Annotated in this window: 1 pseudogene; it reads right to left on the reverse strand. The window is 77.6% G+C overall.

The window, feature by feature from the left end:
- Positions 1–165: 165 nt before the first annotated feature.
- A pseudogene (locus AB0M20_RS43175) lies at positions 166–1472 on the reverse strand (ABC transporter permease); the annotation flags it as partial.

Consider the following 1472-nt stretch of genomic DNA (forward strand, 5'->3'; position numbering starts at 1 on the left):
GCCGGTGCGCCCACCGCGGCGGCCACGCCGAGCATGGTCAGCAGCGCCACCGTGGCGGCCTGGCCGCGGCGGCTCCAGACCATCGCAAGCACCAGCGCGATCATCGTTCACCGCCCCGGGTCCGGCGGGCCGGCGAAGTCGCCGTCGCCACAGTGGCCGGCGCGATCATCGGTCGCCGTCCCGGATCCGGCGGGTCAGGGCGCGGACCGCCGCCCAGCCGGTCAGGGCGAGCACGACCGCCGCGGTCAGCACGGCGACGGCCAGGGGCGTGGCGCCGAGCGCGGCCGGCGCGGCGACCACCCGCCACCCGTCGGTGAACCGGGGCGCGGTGACCCCGGCGATCCGCACCGCCAGGACGGCGGTCAGCACGCCGCCGGCGAGGGCGGCCGCGATCGGCGCGAGCGTGCCCGCGTATGCCGCACCGACCGCGGCGCGTTCGGTGAGCCCTTGGACCCGTAGCGCGCGGAGCTGCTCGGCGAAGGGTTCACGGTCGGCGGTGGCGGAGACCGCGACGGCCGCGGCCGCGATCAGCAGGGCGGCGAGGGCGGTGAGCAGGCCGAAACGGGCGCCGGCCACCTCGCCCCGCTCGGCGAGCGCGGCGCTGCGCTGCGCGGTGCTCCGATCGGCGGTGACGGTCAGCCCGGCCGCCCGCAGCTTGTCCACGATGGATGGTGGAGCGCCGGCGGCGAGCCAGACCTGGAAGTCGCCGCCCGCCTCGGCGTCCGCGGCGTAGCGCCGGACCGTGTCCAGGTCGGCCAGCATGCCCTGCGCGCCGACCACCGGCAGCACGGCGGCGGTGCCGACCACTCGTACCGGGGCCGGCTGGACGCCGAAACGGGCCGAGACGGGGTCGTCGAACCGCCACTCCTCGGGCGGCCGCCCGGCCAGCACCACCGGCAGCGGGCGCGCGGCGTCGGCGGCGTAGACCTTGTCGCCGGCCGCCGCCTCGCCGGGATCCGGCGCGACCATCGTCAGGCCGTCCCGGCCGGCGGTGAGTTGCAGGGCCACCCCGCTCACATCGGGGTACCAGCGGCTCACGTCGCCCAGTACGGCCGGGCCGGCGATCTCCGCGTCCGGACCGCGCTGCCGCAGGTCGAGCAGGGTGATCGGCGTGCCGTCGCGGTCCACCGGGATGGTGATCTGCCACCGGACCAGGCGGCAGCCCGGTGCGACGGCGCAGCCGCGGACCGAGGTGGTGACCGTGCTCTGTCCCGGCCGGACGTTCCGGAAGACCGCCTCGACCGCCGCACCGGTGCCCTCGTGCTGCAGCACCGCGGTGATCTGGGCGGGAGCGGTCCGGCCGTTGCGGGCCCGCAGTTCCAGGCTGCCGCCGGTGATCAGCGGCAACGCGGCCGGCAGGCGCGCCGCCCGCACGGCGTCGGTCAGGGCGGTGACCGGCCCGTACTCGGAACGCCAGCGGGCCACCGCGGCCAGCCGGTCACTGTCCACCGAGAGCACCGGTGTGATGCTGT

Source organism: Actinoplanes sp. NPDC051633, assembly GCF_040681735.1.
Lineage (GTDB): Bacteria > Actinomycetota > Actinomycetes > Mycobacteriales > Micromonosporaceae > Actinoplanes.